The sequence below is a fragment of the Streptomyces sp. NPDC048514 genome (genome assembly GCF_043199955.1).
Classification (GTDB): domain Bacteria; phylum Actinomycetota; class Actinomycetes; order Streptomycetales; family Streptomycetaceae; genus Streptomyces.
Genome location: NZ_JBICWT010000004.1, coordinates 26,885 through 47,619 on the forward strand (window position 1 = coordinate 26,885; position 20,735 = coordinate 47,619).

Below are 20,735 nucleotides of genomic sequence, written 5' to 3' on the forward strand. Positions count from 1 at the left end.
CCCTGAGCGGGCCAGGGGGGCCGTACGGGACTTACTTGGTGAGATGGTCCGGGCCGAAGGCCTGAGGCAGCATCTCGGAGAGCGGGAGGACGCCCGCGGGGGTGTCCAGCAGCAGTCCGGGCCCGCCGAACTCGTACAGCAGCTGGCGGCAGCGGCCGCACGGCACCAGCAGGGCGCCCGTGCCGTCCACGCAGGTGAAGTGCGTCAGCCGGCCACCGCCGGTGCGCTGCAACTGCGAGACGAGACCGCACTCGGCGCACAGGCCGAGCCCGTAGGAGGCGTTCTCGACGTTGCAGCCGGTGACCGTGCGCCCGTCGTCGACCAGAGCCGCCGCGCCGACCGGGTACCCCGAGTAGGGGGCGTAGGCGTGGCTCATGGCCTCGCGCGCCTCGGCGCGCAGCGCCTCCCAGCCGAACCCGGCGTCCGGGGCGGCCGTCACTTGCCCTGGCCCTTGCGGTAGCGCATGCCGTCCGCCTTCGGCATCCGCAGGCGCTGCGCGGACAGCGACAGCACGAGCAGCGTGACGACGTACGGGGTGGCGCCCACGAAGTCGCTCGGGACCTCGTCGGTGAGCAGGTACCAGACCAGGACGAGGGCGGCCATGACGGCGCTGATCACGCCCTGCCACATGGCCTTCCGGTACATCTTCCAGCCGGCCAGCAGCGCGAGCAGGACGACCAGCAGCAGGAGCAGCGCGTGGACGGTCACACCGCCGTTGCGCAGCTGCAGCGCGTCGGAGTAGCCGAACAGGCCCGCGCCCATCGCCAGACCGCCGGGACGCCAGTTGCCGAAGATCATCGCCGCGAGGCCGATGTAGCCGCGGCCGCCGGTCTGGCCCTCCAGGTAGGTGTGGGAGGTGACCAGCGCGAGGAAGGCGCCGCCGAGGCCGGCGAGGCCGCCGGAGACGGCCACGGCCGCGTACTTGTAGCGGTAGACGTTGACGCCGAGGGACTCCGCGGCGATCGGGTTCTCGCCGCAGGAGCGCAGCCGCAGACCGAACGGGGTCCGCCACAGCAGCCACCAGCTGCCGACGAACAGCAGCACGGCGATGATCGTCACCACGGACAGGTTGGTCACCAGGCCGCCGAGGACGCCGGCGATGTCGGAGACCAGGAACCAGTGGTGCTGCTCGAGCGAGGAGAGGGCGTCCGAGAGGCCGGGCACGGTGACGTCCGGCAGCGAGTCCGCGGGCGGCGACTGCTTGGGGTTGCCGCCCGCCTCCGCGGCGTTGCCGCCGGCGAAGAACAGCTTGGCGAGGTACTGGGTGGCACCGAGCGCGAGCAGGTTGACCGCGACACCGGAGACGATGTGGTCGACGCCGAAGGTGATGGTGGCGACGGCGTGCACCAGGCCGCCGAGGACACCGAAGCCGATGCCGCACACCAAACCGAGCCAGGGGCTGGACTGCCAGCCGATCCAGCCGGCGCCGAAGGTGCCGAGGATCATCATGCCTTCGAGGCCGATGTTGACCACGCCGGCCCGCTCGGACCACAGACCGGCGAGTCCGGCGAGGCCGATCGGCACGGCGAGGCCGAGCGCGGCGGCGACCTGGCCGGCGGAGTCGAGCTGGTTGGCTCCGGTGATCACGCGCACCGCGGCCACGAGCAGCAGCGCACCGGCGACGATCAGCAGGATCATGCCGAGGGAACGGTTGGAGCCCTTGGGGGCGTTGCCCGCCTTGGGGGCCGCCGGCGGCGGCGCGTCGGTCATCGTGGCGGTCATGACGCCACCTCCTGCTTCTTCGTCGCGGCGGCCTGGGCGGCGAGTTCGGCGCCGACCTTCTGCTGCTGGCGCTTGAGGCCGTAGCGTCGTACGACCTCGTAGGCGATCACGACGCAGAGGACGATGACGCCCTGGATGACGCCGAGGATCTCCTTGTCGTAGCCCTGGAACTCAAGGTGGTTGGTGGTGCGCTCCAGGAAGCCCCAGAGCAGGGCGCCGAGGGCTATGCCGACCGGGTTGTTGCGGCCGAGCAGGGCGATGGCGATGCCGGTGAAGCCGATGCCCGCCGGGAAGTCGTTGCTGAACGCGTGGCTGTCGTTGAGCAGGGTCGGCATGCCGATCAGACCGGCCACCGCACCCGAGATGATCATGCTGGTGGCGACCATCTTCTTCACCGACACGCCGCTCGCGCCGGCCGCGCTCTCGGACTGGCCGACGGTGCGCAGGTCGAAGCCGAACCGGGTGCGGCCGAGCACGAACCAGTACGCGACGCCGACGAGCACGGCGATGACGACGAAGCCCCACAGCTGACCGGCCGGGCCGGCGTCGATCGTGAAGAAGTACGACGACGAGGGCAGCGGCTTGGTGGAGACGACGGTGCCGCCCTGCTCCAGCCGGGCGAGCTTCCCGGGCTGCAGCAGGTAGGCGATGATCGCGGTGGCGATCGAGTTCAGCATGATGGTCGAGATGACCTCGCTGACGCCCCGGGTCACCTTGAGGATGCCGGCGATGGCGGCCCACAGGGCGCCGGTCACCATGGCCGCGACGATGATCAGCGGGATGGCGATCCAGCCGGGCACGGTGAGCGCCCCGCCGAGGACGGCGGCGATGAACGCGGCGAGCCGGTACTGGCCGTCGACGCCGATGTTGAACAGGTTCATGCGGAAGCCGATGGCCACCGCGACACCCGCCAGGTAGTACGTCGTCGCCTTGTTCAGGATGTAGACCTGGCTGTCGCTGGCGAAGCCGTAGGTCACCATGTCGCTGAAGGCGTCACCGGGGTTCTTGCCGGTCGCGAGGATCACCAGGGCGGTGACGACGAGCGCGGCGACGACCGCCAGCAGCGGCGCGGCGATCCCGAGGGCCAGCCGCTCCTTGTCGATCCGTGAGGTCAGCTTCTTCATCGCTCGTCGTCCTCTGTGTGCTCCAGGTGGCCGGTGGCCGCACCCGTCATGGCGGAGCCCAGCTCTTCGGGGGTGATCGTGGCGGGGTCGGCGTCGGCGACCAGGCGGCCGCGGTACATGACCCGCAGGGTGTCGGAGAGCCCGATCAGCTCGTCCAGGTCGGCGGAGATCAGCAGCACGGCCAGGCCGTCGCGGCGGGCCTCGCGGATGTAGTCCCAGATGGCCGCCTGGGCGCCGACGTCCACGCCGCGGGTGGGGTGGGCGGCGATGAGCAGCTTGGGGGCGTGGCTCATCTCGCGGCCGACGATCAGCTTCTGCTGGTTGCCGCCGGACAGCGAGGCCGCGGTCACGTCGATGCCGGGGGTGCGGACGTCGTACTCCCGGACGATCCGCTCGGTGTCGGCGCGGGCAGCCTTCGTGTCCAGCAGTCCGCCGCGCGAGTTGGGCCGCTCGGAGACGTGGCCGAGGATGCGGTTCTCCCACAGCGGCGCTTCCAGGAGCAGGCCGTGGCGGTGGCGGTCCTCGGGGATGTAGCCGATGCCCGCCTCGCGGCGGTGGCGGGTGGGCACCCGGGAGATGTCGGTGCCGTCGAGCGTGATGACGCCGGCGTCGGGGTGGCGCATGCCCATGATCGCCTCGACCAGCTCGGACTGGCCGTTGCCCTCCACACCGGCGATGCCGAGGACCTCGCCCTTGTGGATGGTGAGGGAGACCTCGTCGAGGATGATGCGCTCGATGCCGTCCAGGTCGGTCTGCGACAGGTGCAGCCCGTCCACCTTCAGCATCGGGACGTCCGTGACGGTGGACTCCTCGGTCTCCGGCGTGGGCAGCTCGCTGCCGACCATCAGCTCGGCGAGCTGCTTGGGGGTGGTGCCCCGGGGCTCGACGGTGCCGACGGTGGTGCCGCGCCGGATGACGGTGATCTCGTCGGCGACGGAGAGCACCTCGCCCAGCTTGTGGGAGATGAAGATGACGGTGAGGCCCTCGGCCTTGAGCTCGCGCAGGTTGTCGAAGAGCGCGTCGACCTCCTGCGGCACCAGGACGGCGGTGGGCTCGTCCAGGATGAGGGTCTTGGCGCCCCGGTAGAGGACCTTGAGGATCTCCACGCGCTGGCGGTCGGCGACGCCCAGCTCCTCGACGAGGACGTCGGGGCGGACGTTCAGGCCGTACGCGTCGGAGATCTCCTTGATCCGGGCGCGGGCCCTGCCGCCGATGCCGTGCAGCTTCTCCGCGCCCAGAGCCACGTTCTCCAGGACGGTGAGGTTGTCGGCGAGCATGAAGTGCTGGTGCACCATGCCGATACCGCGGGCGATGGCGTCGCCGGGGTTGTGGAAGGTGACCTGTTCACCGCCCACCGTGATGGTGCCCTCGTCCGGCTGCTGCATGCCGTACAGGATCTTCATCAGGGTGGACTTGCCGGCGCCGTTCTCGCCGCACAGGGCGTGGACGGTGCCCGTGCGGACCGTGATGTCGATGTCGCGGTTGGCGACGACGCCGGGGAAACGCTTGGTGATGCCGCGCAGTTCGACGGCAGCGGGAGGGCTGGACGCGTTGATGGCGCACTCTCCTCGGGGAAAAGGGGCTGCGGGGAGGGGGCAGGCGTCGGCGACGCTAGCGCGGCAACCCGACGCTACACGCGTAGAGTTGACACATTGTTATGGCTCGGCGGGGAGCTCCGGAAGGCGCCCCCACGCCGAGCCTCAGGTCCGACGGGACCCGTCAGGTCACGGGGTGGACTTGACCTTGATCGAGCCGTCGACGATCTTCTTCTTCGCCGCGTCCAGCTTGGCCTGGATGTCGTCGATGAAGCCGCCGCTCGTGGACAGCGAGACGCCGTCCTTCTCGAGCGAGTAGGTGTTGGTGCCGGCCAGCGGCTTGCCCTCGTGGACCGACTTGACGAAGTCGTAGACACCGACGTCGACGTTCTTGACCATCGAGGTCAGGACCGAGTTCTTGTACTTGGCCAGGCCCGGGATCTTGTACTGGTCGGAGTCCACGCCGATGGCCCAGGCACCCTTGACGCCGTTGACGGCCTCGATCGCGCCGTTGCCGGAGGAGCCGGCCGCCGAGTAGACCACGTCGGCGCCGTTGTCCAGCATGCCCTGCGCGGCCTGCTTGCCCTTGTCGGGGCTGGCGAAGCCGGAGGTGTCCGAGCCGTGCGACAGGTACTGCGTGTCGACCTTGATCTTCGAGTTGGTGTCCTTGACGCCCTGGACGTAACCCGCCTCGAACTTCTTGATCAGCGGGCTGTCGACACCGCCGATGAAGCCGACGTGGTCCTTCTTCGTCTTCAGCGCGGCCGCGACACCGGCCAGGTAGGAGCCCTGCTCCTCGGTGAAGGTGATGCTGTCGACGTTCTTGCCGTCCACCACGGCGTCGATCAGACCGAACGACGTCTTCGGGAACTGCTTGGAGACCTTGTCGACCGCGGGCGCGTAGGTGTAGCCGACGGCGATGATCGGGCTGTACCCGGCCTGCGCCAGGTCCGTGAGGCGCTGCTCGCGGTCGGCCGGGGTGTCCGAGGACTTGGCGGTCAGCTCCTTGATGGAACCGCCGAACTCCGTCTTGGCCTTGTCGGCACCGCGCGCGGCGGAGTCGTTGAAGGAACGGTCGCCGCGGCCGCCGACGTCGTAGGCGAGGCCGATCTTGATGCCCTTGCCGCCGCCCGAGGAGGACGAGTCGGTGTCGTTGTCGGAGGAGGTGCTGCCACACGCGGTGGCAGTCATGGCGAGAGCTGCGGTGGCGATACACGCAGCGGAAAGCTTGGCTACCCGGCGCACGGGAGGCTCCTTCACCTGACCTGAGCGCCGTGTCGGCGCTTGATGGGAGCACCTTGACAGCGCTCCAGCCGGGACGCCCCCATTGGCGTCGGCTTCGCGGCATCGTAACGCGCGTAGATGTCGCAAAAAACCCTCTAGGGAAGCCGTTATCGATTCGAGGCAAACAGCGTCTGAACTCGACCTCGAACCCCTCCCACACCACTGTTGCGCCCCGCGTACGAATGGCTCACGAGCGTGTTGCGCCGGACAGGGGAAGGTGCTGGAGGGGGCCGCCCCGCAGCGGGGGCCGCCCGTTCGCTCCCCGGTTCCCGGTGGTGGCCGCCTCAGCCCCCGGTCGCGTCGGCCTCCAGGAACGCCGCCGCGGTGAACATCTCCACGCCGACCGTGATCGCGTGCTCGTCCGCGTCGAAGTCGCCCTGGTGCAGGTCACGCACCGTGCGGTCGCCGGGGGCGCGGACGCCGAGGCGGGCCATCGCGCCGGGCACCTCCTCCAGGTACCAGGAGAAGTCCTCGCCGCCGAGGCTCTGCTCGGTGCTCTCGACGGAGCGCATGCCGCGCCGGGCGACCATGGCCCTGCGCAGCAGGTCGGTGGACTCCCGGTCGTTGACCACGGGCGGCACGCCCCGCATGTAGTTGATCTCCGACTTGGCGCGGTGCAGGGTGGCGACCTCGTCGATGGCGGCGTGCACGATGTCGGGCGCGTCCCGCCAGGCGTTCAGGTCCAGGCAGCGGACCGTGCCGGACAGCTCGGCGTGCTGCGGTACGACGTTCGGGGCGTGGCCGGACTCGATCCGGCCCCAGGTCACGGCGAGCCCCGCGCGGGTGTCGACGCGCCGGGCGACCAGCGCGGGCACGTCGAGCGCGACGCGGGCGGCGGCGGTGACCAGGTCGGTGGTCAGGTGCGGGCGGGCGGTGTGCCCGCCGGGCCCGTCCAGTGCGATCTCCAGCCGGTCGCAGGCACTGGTGATGGGGCCGTGCCGCAGGCCGACCTTTCCGACGTCCACCTTGGGGTCGCAGTGCACGGCCAGGATCCGGCCCACCCCGTCCAGCGCCCCGTCCGAGATGGCCCCGAGCGCACCGCCGGGCAGCACCTCCTCGGCGGGCTGGAACACCAGCCGCACAGGGCGGGACAGCAGCCCCTTGGCGTGCAGGTCGGCGAGGACGAGCCCGGCACCGAGCACGATCGTGGTGTGCACGTCGTGGCCGCAGGCGTGGGCGCGGTCCGGGATGGTGGACCGGTAGGGGCAGTCCGTCTTGGTGTCCGGGATGGGCAGGGCGTCGATGTCCGCGCGCAGGGCCAGCACCGGCACCGCCGGGCGCTCACCCTCCGCGAGCCCGATGTCACAGACGAGTCCGGTTCCGGTGGCGAGGACGCGGGGCCGCAGACCGGCCAGCTCGAGCCGCTCCTTGATCGCGGCGGTCGTACGGAACTCCTGATTGCCCAGCTCGGGATGCATGTGCAAGTCGCGACGGAAAGCGACGAGTTCGGCGTGCAGGGACTCGCTCAGCACGCCGGGGAGCACATCCCCCGGGAGGCCGGCCTCGGACTCTAGGGACATCAATTGCTTCACCCTCTGAAGGGTAGGACGCCCGGCTGGTCAACTACCCCTCGATCAACAAAACTTCAGCCCGTTAGGGGAAGAAAAATCTGACCGGCGGACGCATGGCGGCGGACTCTGATGGGTAAAACCATTGTTTCCTCCTTCCACGGATACCACGCATCGCCGGAGTCACGCTCGTCATGTCCAGGAACCGGACCCCTGAGCGGCTCGCGTCCCGCTAGTGTCCGCGCACGTGAGCGACTGGACACCCGACTTCCTGCGGACCACCCGCGGCTCGTACGACACGATCGCCAAGGAGTACACGGCCGCCTTCCCCAGCGGCCTGTCCCACCCCGTGGACCACGCCCTGGTCGGCGCCTTCGCGGAGCTGGTCACGGCGAACGGCACCCGCCCCGTGGCCGACCTCGGCAGCGGTCCCGGTCACGTCACCGCGCTGCTCCACGCGAGGGGGGTGCCGGCCGTCGGAGTCGACCTCTCCCCCGCCATGGTGGCCCTGGCCCGCCAGACCATCCTCAACTGCGTTTCCACTTGGGCTCCATGACGGCCCTGGATCTGCCGGACGGCACCCTGGGCGGCATCCTCGCCCTGTACTCGACCATCCACGTGCCCGACGATCACCTGCCACGGGCCTGCGCGGAGTTCCGTCGCACGCTGGTCCCGGGCGGTCACGCCCTGCTCGCCTTCCAGGCGGCCGGCGAGGGACCCGACCACCTCCAGCTGGCCGAACGCTTCGGCCACGGCATCACGCTCGACTACTACTGGCGTACGCCCGAACAGGTCACCGCGGCACTGACCGGCGCGGGCCTGGAACCGGTGGCGACGACGGTCCGGGAGCCGGCCGGGGAGGAGAGGCGCGCCCGGGCGTTCGTACTGGCCAGAAGGCCCCTGGAAGCCGGCTGAGGGCGCCCGGCCGGTGTGCGGGAGCCGCCGACCGCCGGGCTGAGGGCGCCCGGCCGGTGTGCGGGAGCCGCCGACCGCCCTTTTCGCCGCTCCCTACGCAGGCGCCACCGCCGCCAGCCGGTGTACGTCCCTGGCCGTGCCCGTGACACCCGACAGGAAGCCCTGGGCCCGGGGCGAGGCGTTCTCGGTCAGCCACGAGGGGTCGATGTCGCAGACCGCCACCCGCACCCCGGTGCCGGCCAGCGCGAGCGGCAGCGTGTGGACGACCGTGGAGGGGAAGCTCAGGATCGTGCGGCCGATGGGGCCCCGGCGGGCGATCAGTTCCAGGGGCAGGTCGGGGCGGACGATCTCCAGGCCGGTCTCCGCGGCCAGGCGGTGCAGCTTGTCCGCGCTCTCACGGCGGTGCGCGAAGTAACGCGTCGCGCCGTGCGCCCTGGCCAGGGTGCGGACGGCCCCCAGATAGCGGTCGCCGTCCACCACCCCGGTCTCCACCAGGGAGGTACCGACCATGTCCGCGCCCTTGGTGATGCGCGGCGGACCGAAGCGGGCGCGGGTCCAGGCGAAGTCGCTGGCGGTGACGGTGACGCCGTCGGGCGTCTCGGTCACCGGCATGGAGGAGAACACCTCGACCCGGCGGCCGGCGCTCGGGGTGAGGCGGCGGCGGGCCGAGGAGGACACCGGCGCGAAGAGCAGGTCACGCGCTCCGGGACGGCCGCCCTTGCGGTGCCAGCGGACCAGGCGCTCGCCCCGGGCCAGCTGGGCGACGAACTCCATCGTCGCCGTGCCGTCGTCGACCACGACCAGATCCCTGGCCCTGGTGATCGTCAGCAGCAGTTGTACGTAGCGGGAGAAGGGGTCGCCCATGACGACACGCTCGGCCCGGCGCAGCGGACCCGCCAGGCCGCCGATCGTGTGGAAGGGCGCGGTCGTCCCGCCCCGCGCCTCCTCCCAGCGCACCCGGTACCCCTCGTCCCGCGCCAGGTCGGCCATGCGGCGCAGCTGGCCGCGGGTCATCGGGTCGGTCGGGGACAGGACGACGACGGTGAGCTCCGCGCCGGCCGCCGGGTTCTCGCCGGCCACCGTCCGCCGTATCTGCACGGGCACGGACGGCACCGTGTCCGGCACGGCGCCGTGCAGGCGGTGCAGATGCGCCCACTCCAGTACGTTCAGCAGCTGGACCGGGCTCTCCACGAAGGCGAGCGTGCGGGGAGGGTGGCCGGCGTGACCGGCGCGGGGGCTCATCGGCGTACGACCGTCCCGTCGTAGGGCAATCCGTCAGTCAATCGGGGTGCTCAGACCGAGACGGGCTCGCCCGCGGCCGCGGCGATCTCCGCCTCGGCGACGACGCCGGCCACGCGGCGCAGCTTCTTCATCGGGCCCAGCTCGGAGTCGTAGACCTTCTTGACGCCGTCACCGAGGGAGGCCTCGATGGTGCGGATGTCGCGCACCAGGCGGGTGAGGCCCTGCGGCTCCACGGAGGCGGCCTGGTCGGAGCCCCACATGGCACGGTCGAGGGTGATGTGGCGCTCGACGAAGGTGGCACCGAGGGCGACGGCGGCGAGGGTGGTCTGCAGGCCGGTCTCGTGGCCGGAGTAGCCGATCGGGACGTTCGGGAACTCCTTCTCCAGGGTGTTGATCGCGCGGAGGTTCAGCTCCTCGGCCTTCGCCGGGTAGGTGGAGGTGGCGTGGCACATGAGGATGTTGTCGCTGCCCAGGACCTCGACCGCGTGGCGGATCTGCTTGGGCGTCGACATGCCGGTGGAGAGGATGACCGAGCGGCCGGTGGCGCGCAGGGCGCGCAGCAGCTCGTCGTCGGTGAGGGAGGCGGAGGCCACCTTGTGGGCGGGGACGTCGAACTTCTCCAGGAAGGCGACGGCCTCGGTGTCCCACGGGGAGGCGAACCAGTCGATGTTCCTGCTCTTGCAGTACTCGTCGATCTGGCGGTACTCGTCCTCGCCGAACTCCACCCGGTGGCGGTAGTCGATGTAGGTCATCCGGCCCCAGGGGGTGTCGCGCTCGATGTCCCACTGGTCGCGCGGGGTGCAGATCTCCGGGGTGCGCTTCTGGAACTTCACGGCGTCGCAGCCGGCCTCGGCGGCCACGTCGATCAGCTTGAAGGCGTTCTCCAGCTCACCGTTGTGGTTGATGCCGATCTCGCCGCAGATGTAGACGGGGCGGCCGGGGCCGACCTCACGCGAACCGAACGTGCGCAGACGGGAGTTGGTGGTCATCGGGGGATGTCCTTACTTGGGGAGGGAGTCGAGAGAGGGGCCGAGGATCCAGCTGGCGATCTCTCGGATCGCGCCGTCGCCGCCGTGGACGGTGGTGACCGCGCGGGCGGCGCCGCGTACGACGTCGTGGGCGCTTCCGACCGCCACGGGCCAGCCCACGAGGGCGAAGCACGGGAGGTCGTTGACGTCGTTGCCGACGTAGAGCACGCGCTCCGGCGCGATGCCCTGCTCCTCGCACCACTGTTTGAGGGCGAGGTCCTTGCGGTCGATGCCGTGCAGCACCGGGAGCTTCAGCTTCCGGGCGCGGGCGGCGACCACAGGGTTCTGTTCCGTGGACAGGATCAGCATCTTCAGGCCGCTCCTGCGCAGCGCCGCGATGCCGAGTCCGTCCCCGCGGTGCACGGAGACGAACTCCCGTCCGTCGGAGTCGATCAGCACCCGGTCGTCGGTCTGGGTGCCGTCGAAGTCCAGTACGACCGCGTCGACGTCGTCGGCGGTCGGCAGCGAACCGGGGCGGTCCGCGTCGAAGAGGGGCGCGAGGGCCCGGGCCCGGGCCAGGTCGTGCGGGTCGTCGATCTCCAGCACCCGGGCCGGGTCGGTGCGCACCAGCTCGGTGCGGCCGAAGAAGCGGTGGTTGTGCTCGCGGAAACCGGCCGCGTCCATCGCGTAGGCGGCGCCGGTCTCCAGCAGGTCCTGGGGGCGGTCCTGGCGGCGCGGGCGGAAGGACTTGTCGTGGTTGACGCCGTATCCGCCGGCCGTCTCCGGGGTGTTGATCTCGTCGGTGCCGTCCCGCCAGACGAAGCCGTGGAAGGCGGCGACGGTGACGGCCGTGTCGGCGCCGTTCTCGACGACCGCGGCGGCGACGCCGTCGATGTCCTCCCGGGCGATGAACGGGCTGGTGCACTGCACGAGCAGCACCGCGTCGACCGCCGAGCCGTGCAGGGCCTCGTGCGCGTCCATGGCGTGCAGGACCGCGGCCTCCGAGGTCGCCGTGTCTCCGGCGATGGCGGCGGGCCGCAGCACGACCTCGGCGCCGGCCTCGCGGGCGGCGGCCGCGATGGCCTGGTCGTCGGTGGACACGACGACGTCGGTCACCAGCCGGGTGGCCCGGCACTCGCGCACCGCACGCGCCACGAGCGGGATGCCGCCCACCGGCGCGAGGTTCTTCGCGGGTACGCCCTTGGAGCCGCCTCGGGCGGGGATCACCGCGAGCACCCGGCGCACCGAAGCGCCTTGGCCCGCTTCCGGGTTGGACATGGCTTCTACTCCTTGGACGAAGGTCACAGCTCTCCCATCCGCCGGATCACCGGAGCGACCCGCTGCACGCCGTGGCGGTAGGCGCCGCGCGCCGCCCGGCGCACGATCTGGCGGACGGGGCCGGGCGCCTTGTCGGCGGTGGGCGCGCCGGGCAGCGGGGCGCCGTCGGGGCCGAGGTGGTGGCGGGCCAGGATTCCGGGCAGGTAGCCGGGCGCGGACCGGGGGGTGTAGTAGGGGTTCAGGGGCGGCAGGCCGCCGGAGCGGTCCAGCAGTTCGGCGATGCGTTCGCGGGCGGTGTCGTACGCGGTGGCGTAGCCGCCTTCGCCGGAGGCGCTGCCCCCGGCCGCGACACCCTGCCGGGCCACCCACTCCTCGTCCGGCACCGGGCGGTGCCCGGCGTCCAGCTGGTCCCAGGAGGCGAGGCACCCGGAGCCGGTGAAGTGGTGGTTGCCGAGCACCTCGCGTACGCCGAGGTCGGTCAGGACGACCGTCGGGACACGCCGGTGCAGGGCCTCCAGGGCGGCCGTGGAGCTGACCGTGACCAGCAGGTCGGTGCGGTCGAGCACCTCGCCCATGTGACCGTAGACCAGCCGGAAGTTGGCCGGCAGGTCCTTGCCCTGGACGAGCTTCTGGTAGGGCAGCTCCTCGATGTGCGTGGTGTGTTCGCCGGGCTTGGAGCGCAGCTTCAGCAGCACCTCGCGCTCGGGGTGCCGGCGGGCGTGCTCGATCATGCGGTCGAGGAGGTAGACGCGGTCCCTGCGGTTGTCCGGGACGGACGGCTGGGCCGCGAACACGACCGTGTAGGGCTCGTGTCCGCCGGTGTACGGCTGCCCGTCGAGGAAGGGCAGCGCGACCTCGGTGACCGAGGAGGCGTCGGCGCCCACGCCCTCGTACACGGCCCGGAAGCGGTCCGCGTCGTGCCGGGAGTTGGCGAGTACGAGGTCCGCGCCGTGCCGCAGCAGCAGCCCGTCGGTGAGCTTCTCGTAGACGACGCCGACGTAGCCGGTGACCACGACGGGACGCCTGCCCGTACCCCAGGCGGCACGCAGTCCGTGCAGCATCGCCTGCACGCCGCCGCCGACCAGGGCGAGGACGAGGACGTCGTACGGCTCCTCGGCCAGCGCGCGGAGGAACTCCGGGCCGGTGACCTCGCGGAGCGAGTCCGCCTGGACACCGACCTCCTGGAGCTGGCGGGCTGTCGGGGTGGCGCGTCCCCGCAGGAGGTAGCCGTCGAGCCGGACCTCGGCATCCGCGGGGGTGAGACGCTGCGCGGTGAGCGCGCCCCACTTCCACCGGGTGTCGGAGTCCGCGAGGACGGCGACCCGCAGGGACTTCGTTGCACTTGCTGGCACGTCCAAGACGCTAGGAAGCCATTTCGAGGTTCCGCCCAACCCGAGCACAACAAACGGTTAACAGCACATCGCCGAATGGCGAATCGACCCGTGATCACACTGGAAATAGGCCTGGTTCACAGCTTCGCCACGTGTCGTTCACCCCGTATCAAGCAGGCCGTCAAGACGAATGACGGGCTTCGCCCTAACGTCCCTGACGTGGTCAAGCTCTCCGTCATCGTGCCGTTCTACAACGTGCAGCAATATGCGCCCGACACGCTCAGGAGCCTGCAGGCGAATGTGCGTGAGGACTTCGAATTCATTCTCGTCGACGACTGTTCCCGCGACGGGACACCAGAGATCCTCGCGCGCGCGGAGCGCGAGCTGCCGGGCGCGGTGCTCGTCCGGCACGAACAGAACGGGGGGCTGGCGACCGCGCGCAACACCGGGATCGACCGGGCGCGCGGCGAGTACCTGACATTCCTGGACGGCGACGACTGGCTCGCCCCCGGCTACTACGCGCAGCTGGTCGCGGCCATCGAGGGCCTGGGCTGCGACTTCCTGCGCACCGACCATGTGCAGTGCACCGCCCGGGCGCGCAGCGTGCACCGGGTGCCCGTCGGTCGGCGGAACGTGGTGCTGAACCCGCGTGCGGCGATCCTGCCCGCCGACCGGTCCACCTCCGTGGACTACGCCTTCGCCTGGGCGGGCGTCTACCACCGGAGGCTGGTGGACAAGGGGCTGCTGCACTTCACCGACGGTCTGCGCACGGCCGAGGACCGGCCGTGGATCTGGCGGCTGCACCGGGAGGCGGAGTCCTTCGCCGCGGTCGGTCTGCTCGGCGTGTTCTACCGGCGCGGAGTCGCCTCGTCGCTCACCCAGATCGGTGATGTGCGGCAGCTCGACTTCATTCGTGCGTTCGATCAGGTGATCGCGGAAACCGCCCAGGACCCGGACGCCGGCGAGCTGCTGCCGAAGGCCGTCCGCACCTATTGCGCGATCATCTCCCATCATCTGGGATCCATCGAAAGGTTCGAGCCGGCGGTGGCGAAGAAGCTGAAATCCCTGAGCGCCGGCGCCCTGCGGCGCATGCCGCAGGGCGTGCTGGACGAGGCGCTGGACTCCATGGACCTCCTGCGCGCCACCAAGCTGCGCCGGCTGCGCCGCCGGCCCGCCCCCGCGGGGGTCGCCGCGTGACCACTCAGATCTTCCAGGCGTCGACGCTGTACGGCACGGCCACGCTCGCCGCCGCCCTGGACTCCGGCTGCTTCCGCCCGGCCGACCGGCGGATCCTGCTGGTCTGCAACAACGCGACCACCCCCGAGACCACGCCCGGCCTGGACGAGATGCCCGGGTTCGAGCGGCTGCGCGACCGGTTCGACGAGGTGGTGTCGTACAACGCGGCGATCTCCCCGTTCCACCCGGGCGGCTGGGCGCCACGCCCGGACGACCTGCCGCTCTGGGAGCGCTATCTGCGCCACGAGTGGCGACTGGCCGACGAGGACGTGGAACTGGCCGTGGAGTCCATCCAGGTCAACCCGTCGCTCAGCCTCGCGCAGATCTTCACCGGCGCCCCGGTCACCGTCTACGCCGACGGCCTGATGAGCTACGGCCCCACCCGCAACAAGATGGACCCGCTGGTCGGCACCCGGGTGGACCGGGTGCTCCACCTGGACCTGGTGCCCGGTCTGGAGCCGCTGCTGCTGACGGAGTTCGAGGTGCCCGCCGAGGTGGTCGCGACGCCGGCCTTCACCAAGGTGCTCGCCGAACTCGCGCCGAGCGGCGACGGCCTGCCGGCGGTCGAGGAGCCGGCGCTGCTGCTCGGCCAGTACCTGTCCGCGCTCGACATCCTCTCCCCCGGGCAGGAGGAGGACCTGCATGTGCGGATGCTCGAGGGGGCGGCCGCGCTCGGGCACACCGAGGTGGTGTTCAAGCCGCACCCGTCCGCCCCGGCCCGCTTCACCCGCTCGCTGGAGCAGGAGGCGGTGCGGCTCGGGGTCGAACTGACCGTGGTGGACACGCCGGTGCTGGCCGAGGTGCTGTACCAGCGGATGCGTCCCGCGCTGGTCGTCGGCTGCTTCTCCACCGCGCTGCTCACCGCCTCCGCGCTGTACGGCCTGCCGGTCGCCCGGGTCGGCACCGATCTGCTGCTGGAGCGGCTGACGCCGTTCGAGAACAGCAACCGCATCCCGGTCACCCTCGTCGACGCGACTCTGCCGGAGCTGGGCGACCGGGCCGCCGTCGCCGGGCAGCGCCGGGGCATGGACGTGGCCGAGCTGGGCGCCCTGGTGCGTGCCGTGGGCTTCGCGATGCAGCCGAAGATCCTGCCGCGGCTGCGCCGGGAGACGGAGGCCTATCTCGCGAAGAACCTGAACGAGCGGACCCTGCGCTACTTCAAGCGCAAGCGTCTGACCTCGCTCGCGCTGCCCGGCGGGGTGCCGGCCCAGCTGTCGTTCATCCCGCGCAACGCGACGGTCCGCCGGATGGCCCGCAAGGCGCGCGGCCTGCGCCGGGTCGTGCGCCGCTGAGCGTCTTGTGCCGCGTTCGGGGCGGGCCCGGTCACCGGGCCCGCCCCGCCGTCGTCACCGGCCCAGAACGGTCCGGATCCGGGCCGCGTTGTCCTGTGTCGCCTTCCACAGCAGTTCCTGCCGGTCGTGCACGTCGGCCACGGTCCGGCCGTGGTGGTCGAGGATGTCCAGCGCCCGCTCGGTGAGCACCGCGCCGAGGTGCCTCTCGTGGACGGAGACGCCCCACTCCGGGCGCTCGATGTCACGCAGGAAGTACGCCATCTTCGGGTGCGAGATCAGGCTGACGACGGGCGTGCCGACCCCGAAGGGGATCATGCCGGCGTGCCCGCGCATGCCGATGACCAGCCGGGTCCTGGCGTAGGTCTCGCGGATCGTGTCGTTGCCGAAGTCGTACATCGGGATCACCGGCAGCGAGATCCCGTGCTCACGGCGCAGGTCGAAGGCGATCCGCTCGTCGTCCAGTGAGTGCGCGGCGCACCGGACCTCGGTGTGGGTGCCGATCGCGCGCACGGCCTTCGCCAGCTCGGCGAGGAAGTGGCCGTAGTCGTGGCCGAAGCGCAGGCCCGCGCGGTCGTAGGCGGCGTTCAGCAGCACCGTGTCCTCGCGGTGCAGCGGGTCGCTCCAGCCGGGCAGCAGCTGCCGCATGACCGTGGTAGGGCAGGGCTGGAAGACGACCTTGTCGTGCAGCTCCGGCGGGATGAGGGAGCGGACCCTGGCGATGGAGCCGTGGTTGCGCAGGCCGAAGAAGGCGGACCTCTCCACCAGCAGCCGTAGGCTCTCGTTGAACCGCCGGGCCCGGTACGACTGCCCGTCGAAGGCGTTGAAGCCGACCGCGAACACCATGATCGGCACGTCGATGGCGTTCAGGTGCTCGTCCGGGACGTTCCACTGCCAGGCGCTGTTGCCGTTGGGCATGGTGTCCGGGATGAACAGTCCCCCGCCGCCGATGACGAGGCCGCGGCGGGCGTTGACCCGCTCCACGGCCGCCTTGTCGAACAGCCGGTGGGCGTGGACGGAGTGCCAGCGCCGGGAGGAGGTGTCGGCACCGAAGGCGAGCCGGACGGTCTCGGGCAGCAGTTTGTCGCCCGCGTTGCCCTGCCGGTCCATGTAGAAGGCGACGTGGGCGAGCTGGTCCTCGGCGGCGCCCTGCTCCTGGGCCGGCACGGCGGCGGCGCGCTGGGCCCACAGCCGGCTGGAGCGGTGGGTGGGGTCGACGGAGAGGCCGGCCGTGGCGTACCGCAGGGCCTCGGCGTCGTCGCCGTGCACCCAGGCCGTCTGGGCGAGGCGGGCGTAGGCGGTGGCGGCCCGGTTGGGAGCGGCGGTGGCCATCAGCAGCTGGGTCCTGGCCTCCTCGTAGCGGGAGACGCTCTGCAGGGCGTGCCCGAGGATCTCGTGCGGCCAGGCCTCGTCCAGCGGGATGCGGACACCGCTCAGGATGTCGACGGCGTCCTGGTACTCGCCGGCCGCGATGTGCGCGGCGGCGACCTTGCGGGCGGCCTCGACGTCACCGGTGCGCCGCACGTGCGGCGTGCCGTAGTGCACCAGCAGGTCGTGGTGGTGGCCGCCCTTGGCCAGGTAGGCCGCGTGGAAGTCCGCCTCGTCCAGCTCGAAGTCGCGCCAGCGCTCCTCGGCCCGCGCGTATCCGGCCTCCCCGCCCTGCCAGGGCTTGTGCCGGCCGGTGAAGTGCAGGATCGCCGTGTCGTCCGGGACCGGGAGGTCGCCGGAGAGCCGCCGCTTGACGAAGTTGTAGCGGGCGTCCAGCCGCACGAAGTCACCGTCCAGGACGGCGTTGAGGATGCCCTGGTCGTGCTTGTCCAGCTCGTAGGCGCCGGTGCGCCCGGCCTGGTCGATCTTCGCGCAGAACGCGTCGGACAGGTACTCGCGCTGGATGACCAGCAGCCCGGAGTTCAGCTTGTGCCGCCCGTAGAAGAACTGCGGGACGGCCGCGAGCCCCTCGCGCAGCCTGAGCAGTTCGCCCAGGTCACCGAGGACGACCATGTCGGTGTCCAGGGTGATGACCGTGTCGTAGTCGCGGAGCTTGAAGACGTCGAGGATGAAGTAGGCCTTGCGCACCAGGTAGTTGTCCTGGTCGCCCTTGACGTAGGAGTCGTAGTGGCCGGCGTCGACCCGGCGCAGCACGATCCTGGGGTGCAGGGCGCGGATGCGGGCGACGGAGGAGGGTCTCAGGTCGTCGTGCAGGACGACGAAGTCCTCGCAGACGCCCGGGTTGGACAGGGCGAGGCTGCGCAGCAGGGCGAGGAAGCCGGGCAGGTAGTTCTCGTCCACGAACGAGGCGAAGGCGATGCGCCGCTTGCCGGTCAGCGCGTGCGCGGAGGTGTCCGGCACGGCCGGGCTCAGGGTGGTGGTCATCGCAGGGATATCCTCATGTCGGTCACGCTCTGGGCCCGGTCCATGACCCATGCCTTCTCGCTGGTGTACTCGTGCACGGAGGTGATGGCGAGCTTCATCGCCTCGGGCACCCGGTAGGCGCCGCTCTCGTAGAAGTCGAAGCCGATCAGGTCGAGCTTCGGGCTGACGTCCAGGAAGTCCAGCAGCCACAGCATGTTGAAGCCGGTGGTGGGGATGCCGGACCAGACGTCGCTCCCGAGCCGCCCGATGTTGCGGACGGGCCAGCGCAGCGACTCGTCGCCGAGGTATCGCTGGGCGCCGGGCACCAGGCGGGTGCGCAGGCTGTGCTTCCAGTCGCCGCTGACGCCGCCGAAGACGAGCCGGGTGGTCACCGGCTCGTCCCAGTTGAAGCCGTGCTTGTGGATCGTGGCGTGGATGTCGGTGCGGCCGCCGGTGTGCTTCGGGTCGATGCGGAAGGAGTTGAAGCGCACGACGAGGTCGTAGCCATCGATCTCGCCGCCCATCGCGCTCTCGCCCACCCGGCCCGAGTTGGCGATCAGGCAGACGGACTTGCCCGCGATCCGGTTGCGGAACTCGCCGAGGCCGATCCAGTGCACTCCGCCGAAGGTCGGGTCGGCGACCGGGCCGCGCATGCGGACGCGGCGCTGCTCGGCGTAGAGGGCGACGGCCTCGCCGAGCGCGGCGGGGTCCGCGCCGGGGACGCCGGTGAGCAGGTCCAGGTACTGGCTGAGCAGATCCTGCCGGTCGGCGACCGGGGCCTCGTCGGCGGCCAGGGCGAGCAGGGCGCCGACCAGCCGGGGCTCGGCCGCGTCCCAGTCGCCGAGGGCGTGCAGGGCGAGGCCCTCGGCCCATACGTCGGTGGCGGGGCCGGCGGCGAACTCCGCGGCGCGCGGGCACCGGTGCCGCAGCAGGTCCAGCAGTTCACGCTCGCGCTCGGCGGCCCGGTGCAGGCCGGCGATCCGGGCGGCGACGCCGAAGCCGTCCTGCGTGGTCAGCTCCAGGTAGCGCGCGTAGGCCTCGACGGCCTCGCGCTCCTCGCCGAGCGCCTCCAGGACGCGGGCGCGCAGCCGCCAGCCGGCCCGGGAGTTCTTGCGCTGGACGAGGACGGTGTCGCTGATCTGCAGGGCGAGGCGCAGCTCGTCGTCGTAGCCGCACTCAAGGGCCTTGCTGGCGACGGCGAGCAGGGCGTCCAGGAGGTCGTCGCCGATGCCGCCGGGCGGCGTGGGGGCGCCTTTGACGGCCCGCTTGAGCAGGGCGGTCGCGCCACCGGGCGGGGCGGGCACGGGGGCGGTGACGCCGGTGGTGCTGACCACCACGAGCAGTTTGCGCAGTTGCTCGGCCAGTTCCGCGCGGCGGCGGTCGAGGCTGCCGACGAGTTTGCCGCTGTGCACGGCACAGTCACGCAGGCAGTCGTCCAGCTCTCCTCCACGCACAGGCGTCCGCCGATTCTGGACCCTTGTCATAGCTCTCCTGTTTTTGCCAGGCGAATACGGCCTTTACGGCCGGCTGCCATGCGTTTGCCGAAACGTGGGGGTGGATGGAGAAACTAGGAAGGTAAAACGACGGGCGGGTTAACGAACTCGGACAGGTGAGCGAATGGTTGGACTGTCAACCAAGTCATTTCCGTGATTCGCCCAGGTGCCGGTGGTGCGGCCCCCTCATATCGGGGACCTTCACAAAAGAATCCGAGATGATCAGCTGCTCTTCGGGTAGGCGCCGAGCACCATGGCTCCTTCCCCCCTCACTCTCGCCGCCGATCCCGCTCCCCCCGTTTCCGGGACGGCCTCCGCTCCCCTCCCCGCCCGCCGGGGCCGGCTGCTCGCCCTGGACGGCCTGCGGCTCGTGGCCGCCCTGATGGTCTGCCTCTACCACTACGCCGGCCGCGGCGGCCCGGTCTCCGGGTCCTGGCACCAGACCCCGGCCGAGGTCTTCCCGACCCTGTCCAGGGCGGCCACCTACGGCTGCCTGGGCGTGCAGTTCTTCTTCGTCATCAGCGGTTTCGTCATCTGCATGAGCAGTTGGGGCCGCACCCTCGGCGACTTCTTCCGGTCCCGGGTCGCCCGCCTCTACCCCGCCTACTGGGTCGCCCTGGTGCTGGTCACCGCGGCGGCCGTCGTCCTCCCGGTGGTCGTCCACCCGGTCCGCCCCGACGAGTTCCTGGTCAACCTGACGATGCTGCAACAGCCCATGGGCGCGGCCCGCGTGCTGGGCGTGTGCTGGACGCTCTGGGTCGAGGTGCGCTTCTACGCCCTGTTCGCCCTGTTCGTCGTCCTGCGTGGCGTCACCTACCGCGGCGTCGTGCTGTTCTGCTGCGTTTGGACGCTGGCGGCGGTGGTGTGCCGCACGAACGGCAACACGCTGACGGACCAGCTGATCATGCCGGACTACGCCCCGTTCTTCGTCGGCGGTCTGGCGCTCTACCTGATCCACCGCTTCGGCGGCGACCTGCTGCTGTGGGGCATCGTCGCGGTGTCCTGGCTGCTCGGGCAGAGCAACGCCACGCGCGGTCTGTGGCACGCCGGCGCCCAGGGCGACTTCCACCGCGACCCGTGGGTCATCACGGCGATCGTCACCCTCGCCTTCGCCGCGGTCGCCGCCGTCGCCCTGGGCTGGACGGGGCGAGCGAACTGGTCCTGGCTGGTCACGGCCGGTGCGCTGACGTACCCGTTCTATCTGGTCCACGAGCACCTGGGCTGGTTCGTCATCCGGGTGCTGCACCGGGGTCTCGGGCTGCCGCCGTGGCCGACGCTCGCCCTGACCGTGTTCGGCATGCTGCTGCTGGCCCGGCTGATCCACCGGTTCGTGGAGAAGCCCTTCGGCCCCCGGCTGAAGAGGTCGCTGAAGAGGTCGCGTACACCGGGGGTTCCCGCCGGGTTCACCGTGGCGAAAGACGGCGGGACGTCCGGCTGAGCCTGCGGGGCCGGCCGGAA

Annotated in this window: 15 protein-coding genes and 1 pseudogene; 4 read left to right on the forward strand and 12 right to left on the reverse strand. The window is 71.1% G+C overall.

Annotated features, from left to right (window positions below):
• Positions 1 to 31: 31 nt before the first annotated feature.
• The 6 genes from ACGFT2_RS08960 to ACGFT2_RS08985 form a co-directional block, all read right to left on the reverse strand.
• Positions 32 to 439, reverse strand: a complete 408-nt coding sequence (locus ACGFT2_RS08960; protein WP_393275018.1) for a cytidine deaminase — start codon at positions 437 to 439, stop codon at positions 32 to 34.
• Positions 436 to 1,722 carry an ABC transporter permease gene (locus tag ACGFT2_RS08965; RefSeq protein ID WP_393275020.1) on the reverse strand — a complete coding sequence of 429 codons (1,287 nt, stop codon included), beginning with the start codon at positions 1,720 to 1,722 and terminating at the stop codon, positions 436 to 438. Before ACGFT2_RS08965 ends, ACGFT2_RS08960 begins: the two co-directional genes overlap by 4 nt.
• On the reverse strand, positions 1,719 to 2,846 hold the full coding sequence (locus ACGFT2_RS08970) for an ABC transporter permease (protein ID WP_393275022.1): 1,128 nt from the start codon (positions 2,844 to 2,846) through the stop codon (positions 1,719 to 1,721). Before ACGFT2_RS08970 ends, ACGFT2_RS08965 begins: the two co-directional genes overlap by 4 nt.
• Complete coding sequence (locus tag ACGFT2_RS08975; protein WP_393276276.1) at positions 2,843 to 4,402, reverse strand: ABC transporter ATP-binding protein; 1,560 nt, start codon at positions 4,400 to 4,402, stop codon at positions 2,843 to 2,845. Before ACGFT2_RS08975 ends, ACGFT2_RS08970 begins: the two co-directional genes overlap by 4 nt.
• Before the next feature lie 168 nt (positions 4,403 to 4,570).
• Complete coding sequence (locus tag ACGFT2_RS08980) at positions 4,571 to 5,626, reverse strand: BMP family protein (RefSeq protein WP_393275024.1); 1,056 nt, start codon at positions 5,624 to 5,626, stop codon at positions 4,571 to 4,573.
• A gap of 323 nt (positions 5,627 to 5,949) precedes the next feature.
• On the reverse strand, positions 5,950 to 7,185 hold the full coding sequence (locus ACGFT2_RS08985; RefSeq protein ID WP_393275026.1) for an amidohydrolase: 1,236 nt from the start codon (positions 7,183 to 7,185) through the stop codon (positions 5,950 to 5,952).
• Between the two features lie 235 nt (positions 7,186 to 7,420).
• On the opposite strand from ACGFT2_RS08985, the pseudogene ACGFT2_RS08990 reads away from it, so the two are divergent.
• Positions 7,421 to 8,088: pseudogene (locus ACGFT2_RS08990) on the forward strand (class I SAM-dependent methyltransferase).
• A 93-nt stretch (positions 8,089 to 8,181) separates the two neighbouring features.
• Here the strand turns inward: ACGFT2_RS08990 and ACGFT2_RS08995 are convergent.
• The 4 genes from ACGFT2_RS08995 to ACGFT2_RS09010 are packed head-to-tail and all read right to left on the reverse strand — an operon-like array spanning position 8,182 to position 12,928.
• On the reverse strand, positions 8,182 to 9,330 hold the full coding sequence (locus tag ACGFT2_RS08995; protein ID WP_393275028.1) for a hypothetical protein: 1,149 nt from the start codon (positions 9,328 to 9,330) through the stop codon (positions 8,182 to 8,184).
• Positions 9,331 to 9,380: 50 nt separating this feature from the next.
• Entirely contained in the window at positions 9,381 to 10,319 is a 939-nt protein-coding gene (locus tag ACGFT2_RS09000) for an N-acetylneuraminate synthase family protein (protein WP_393275030.1), read from the reverse strand.
• A 12-nt stretch (positions 10,320 to 10,331) separates the two neighbouring features.
• A complete protein-coding gene (locus tag ACGFT2_RS09005; RefSeq protein WP_393275032.1) occupies positions 10,332 to 11,576 on the reverse strand; it encodes a cytidylyltransferase domain-containing protein in 1,245 nt (414 codons plus the stop codon).
• A gap of 23 nt (positions 11,577 to 11,599) precedes the next feature.
• A complete protein-coding gene (locus ACGFT2_RS09010; protein ID WP_393275034.1) occupies positions 11,600 to 12,928 on the reverse strand; it encodes a DUF6716 putative glycosyltransferase in 1,329 nt (442 codons plus the stop codon).
• Between the two features lie 198 nt (positions 12,929 to 13,126).
• Here ACGFT2_RS09010 and ACGFT2_RS09015 point away from each other — a divergent pair, with 198 nt between their 5' ends.
• Both ACGFT2_RS09015 and ACGFT2_RS09020 read left to right on the forward strand, forming a co-directional pair.
• Entirely contained in the window at positions 13,127 to 14,104 is a 978-nt protein-coding gene (locus ACGFT2_RS09015) for a glycosyltransferase family 2 protein (RefSeq protein ID WP_393275036.1), read from the forward strand.
• Complete coding sequence (locus tag ACGFT2_RS09020; protein WP_393275038.1) at positions 14,101 to 15,435, forward strand: polysialyltransferase family glycosyltransferase; 1,335 nt, start codon at positions 14,101 to 14,103, stop codon at positions 15,433 to 15,435. Before ACGFT2_RS09015 ends, ACGFT2_RS09020 begins: the two co-directional genes overlap by 4 nt.
• A 54-nt stretch (positions 15,436 to 15,489) precedes the next feature.
• On the opposite strand, the gene ACGFT2_RS09025 is transcribed toward ACGFT2_RS09020, so the two are convergent.
• Together ACGFT2_RS09025 and ACGFT2_RS09030 are read right to left on the reverse strand one after the other, a co-directional pair.
• A complete protein-coding gene (locus ACGFT2_RS09025; protein ID WP_393275040.1) occupies positions 15,490 to 17,805 on the reverse strand; it encodes a glycosyltransferase in 2,316 nt (771 codons plus the stop codon).
• On the reverse strand, positions 17,802 to 19,238 hold the full coding sequence (locus ACGFT2_RS09030) for a hypothetical protein (protein WP_393275042.1): 1,437 nt from the start codon (positions 19,236 to 19,238) through the stop codon (positions 17,802 to 17,804). The genes ACGFT2_RS09025 and ACGFT2_RS09030 overlap by 4 nt, the downstream gene beginning before the upstream one ends.
• Before the next feature lie 292 nt (positions 19,239 to 19,530).
• Between ACGFT2_RS09030 and ACGFT2_RS09035 the strand changes: the two genes are divergently transcribed.
• The gene (locus tag ACGFT2_RS09035; protein ID WP_393275044.1) at positions 19,531 to 20,715 is read left to right on the forward strand and encodes an acyltransferase family protein; all 1,185 of its coding nucleotides are present in this window, start codon (positions 19,531 to 19,533) and stop codon (positions 20,713 to 20,715) included.
• Positions 20,716 to 20,735: the final 20 nt, after the last annotated feature.

Excerpts from the sequence above, each read along its gene's own strand:
- ACGFT2_RS09025 (WP_393275040.1), bottom strand. The coding sequence starts at position 17,805 with ATGACCACCACCCTGAGCCCGGCCGTGCCGGACACCTCCGCGCACGCG.
- ACGFT2_RS08970 (WP_393275022.1), bottom strand. The coding sequence starts at position 2,846 with ATGAAGAAGCTGACCTCACGGATCGACAAGGAGCGGCTGGCCCTCGGG.
- ACGFT2_RS08995 (WP_393275028.1), bottom strand. The coding sequence starts at position 9,330 with ATGAGCCCCCGCGCCGGTCACGCCGGCCACCCTCCCCGCACGCTCGCC.
- ACGFT2_RS08965 (WP_393275020.1), bottom strand. The coding sequence starts at position 1,722 with ATGACCGCCACGATGACCGACGCGCCGCCGCCGGCGGCCCCCAAGGCG.
- ACGFT2_RS09035 (WP_393275044.1), top strand. The coding sequence starts at position 19,531 with ATGGCTCCTTCCCCCCTCACTCTCGCCGCCGATCCCGCTCCCCCCGTT.
- ACGFT2_RS08985 (WP_393275026.1), bottom strand. The coding sequence starts at position 7,185 with ATGTCCCTAGAGTCCGAGGCCGGCCTCCCGGGGGATGTGCTCCCCGGC.
- ACGFT2_RS09000 (WP_393275030.1), bottom strand. The coding sequence starts at position 10,319 with ATGACCACCAACTCCCGTCTGCGCACGTTCGGTTCGCGTGAGGTCGGC.
- ACGFT2_RS09005 (WP_393275032.1), bottom strand. The coding sequence starts at position 11,576 with ATGTCCAACCCGGAAGCGGGCCAAGGCGCTTCGGTGCGCCGGGTGCTC.